A 2552-nucleotide genomic window follows, 5' to 3' on the forward strand; every position below is an offset into this window, starting at 1 on the left:
CGCTCGGCGACCAGCCCCGGAATCGAGACGTCGGCGCCCCGCGAGCCGGCGGTGTAGACGACGACGCTGCTCAGGCCGAGCGCGCGCTCGACGGGGCCGCGGCGGGCGTCGACGTGCTGGACGCGCACGTACGGGACGACCGTGCGGACGTTCACGAGCACGCCGCGCTCGATGTAGAGGGTGTCCTCGCGGACCTCGAAGCGCCACGCCCGGTAGCGGAGGACGACGTGGACGGCGCCGAGCGCGAGCAGCCCCGCGAACACGGCGGCGCCGACGAGGACCGGCGAGACGGCGACCCGGTCGACGAACCCGGTCGCGACGCCGGCGATGACGCCCGCGACGACCGAGCCGACGAACACGCGGAGGAGCCAGATGACGCGCACGCGAGAGTCGAGACGTTCCATGTGCCGGTCATCGAAACCCTGGTACAAGAAGGTGGGCGGGGCGTCGCCGGCTCCGAGACCGCGCCGTCAGTCGTCGCCGGAGAGGATGCCGCGGTGGGTCATCTTCTCGGGGTCGAGGGCGTCCTCCGCCTCCTCCTCGCTGAGGTAGCCCTTCTCGACGACGACCTCCTTCACGGACTTGCCCTCCTTGAGCGCGGCCTTCGCGACCTCGCTGGCCTTGTCGTAGCCGATGGCGGGGTTGAGCGCCGTGGCGAGCGCCATCGAGCGCTCGACCTGCGCCTCGCAGTGTTCCTCGTTGGCCTCGAGCTTGGCGACGAACTTCTCGGCGAACGCGACGCTCGCGTTCGCGATGATGTTCGAGGATTCGAGGAAGTTGTGCGCGATGACGGGCTTGTAGAGGTTCAGGTCGAGTTGGCCCTCGACGGCGCCGGCGTTCACGGCGGCGTCGTTGCCGACGACCTGCTTGTGGACCTGATTGACGGCTTCGGCGACGACGGGGTTGATCTTCCCGGGCATGATGGAGGAGCCGGGCTGGTTCTCGGGCTGCTCGATCTCGCCGAGGCCGTTGCGCGGGCCGGAGGCGAGCATGCGGAGGTCGTTCGCGATCTTGTTCAGCGAGCCCGCGACCGTGCGGAGCGCGCCGTGGGCCTCGTTCATCGCGTCGTGGGCGGCCTGCGCCTCGAAGTGGTCGTCCGCCTCGCGGAAGGAGACGCCGGTCTCCTCGCTGATGTAGGCGGCGGCCTTCTCGGGGAACTCGGGGTGGGTGTTGAGCCCGGTGCCGACGGCGGTGCCGCCGAGCGCGAGCTCCGAGAGGTGGTCTTTCACGTCGCGCACGCGCTCGATGCCCTTCTCGACCTGCGTGCGGTAGCCGCCGAACTCCTGCCCGAGGCGGACGGGCGTGGCGTCCTGCAGGTGCGTGCGCCCGGTCTTGACGACGCCGTCGAACTCCTCGGCCTTCTCGTCGAGCGCGTCCGCGAGCAACTCGAGGGCGGGCTCGACGTCCTTCTCGACGGCTTCCAGCGCGGCGACGTGCATCGCGGTGGGGATGACGTCGTTGCTGGACTGGCCGTAGTTCACGTGGTCGTTCGGGTGGACCGCGCGCTCGCCGACCTCCTCGCCGAGAATCTCCGCGGCGCGGTTCGCGATGACCTCGTTGGCGTTCATGTTCGAGGACGTCCCGCTCCCCGTCTGGAAGACGTCGACGGGGAACTGGTCGTCGTGGTCGCCCACGATGACCTCGTCGGCGGCCTCGACGATGGCGTCGGCCGTCTCGTCGTCGAGCAGCCCGAGGTCGTTGTTCGCCTGCGCGGCGGCCTTCTTCACGACGCCGAGCGCGCGCACGAAGCGCCGCCCGAACGTGCTGTCCGAGATGGGGAAGTTCTCGACGGCGCGCTGGGTCTGTGCGCCCCAGTAGGCGTCCGCCGGCACCTGAATCTCGCCGAGACTGTCCCGTTCGGTTCGGTAGTCGTCTCCCATACCCGGAGCGACGAGGGGCCGGCGCGTAAAACCCACCGAATCGCTTCCGCACGCCACCACGCCGCGCGCCGCCGCGTCGTCCCGAGAGCGGCGCCCACGAGACACGCCGAGAGTCCGACGGGGAGAAAGTACCATATATAGATAATACACGTACAGATTATGGTTCTGAATTCACCTCGATACGGACACAGCTACACGCGAACCGCCGCGTCGAACCCAAAATCGACTTACAGCTGTTATTAGGTCCTAATAGGCGGTTCGAGAGTCTGACTACCGAACTCGACAGAGAGTTCGCGGCGACCTCGCTGGCCACCCCGGAACCCCAAACCTCAGCCACCTATCCCGCTGCTATCGCCACTCATCCATCTCTTAATGCTGTTTTGGAACTACGCGCCCGAATGAGCGGGCGAGTTCGTGCGAGCGCTGCCACGAACCATACGTATTTAGGTAATTCATAGAAACACTAATCTTTCTGTTAACACGGCCGCGCGAACTCGAGCGTCGCGTCGACGTGCAGCACCGGCGGAAGCGAAAGCCATTAACGCCACTGTTGTGAGAGAGTGACAAGTATGGGACGAGCTGACTCTCCGGTGCGCGTCGGCATCGTCGGACTCGGTAGCATCGGCCACCACCACGCGGAGCGACTGACGGACCTCGGCGAGACGCTCGTCG

The 2552-nt window shown here is 67.2% G+C and carries 2 protein-coding genes; both read right to left on the reverse strand.

The genetic code is table 11. From position 1 onward, the window contains the following. Nucleotides 1-404, reverse strand: a 404-nt coding sequence (locus tag GJ634_RS14885) for a PH domain-containing protein (RefSeq protein WP_157503617.1), incomplete at its 3' end; no start/stop codon positions are given. Between the two features lie 66 nt (nucleotides 405-470). Then, nucleotides 471-1880 (reverse strand): class II fumarate hydratase, encoded by a 1410-nt coding sequence (locus tag GJ634_RS14890; RefSeq protein WP_157503618.1) that lies wholly within the window; start codon nucleotides 1878-1880, stop codon nucleotides 471-473. Nucleotides 1881-2552 lie beyond the last annotated feature (672 nt).

It is taken from the genome of Halobacterium sp. CBA1126, assembly GCF_009741975.1.
Lineage (GTDB): Archaea > Halobacteriota > Halobacteria > Halobacteriales > Halobacteriaceae > Halobacterium.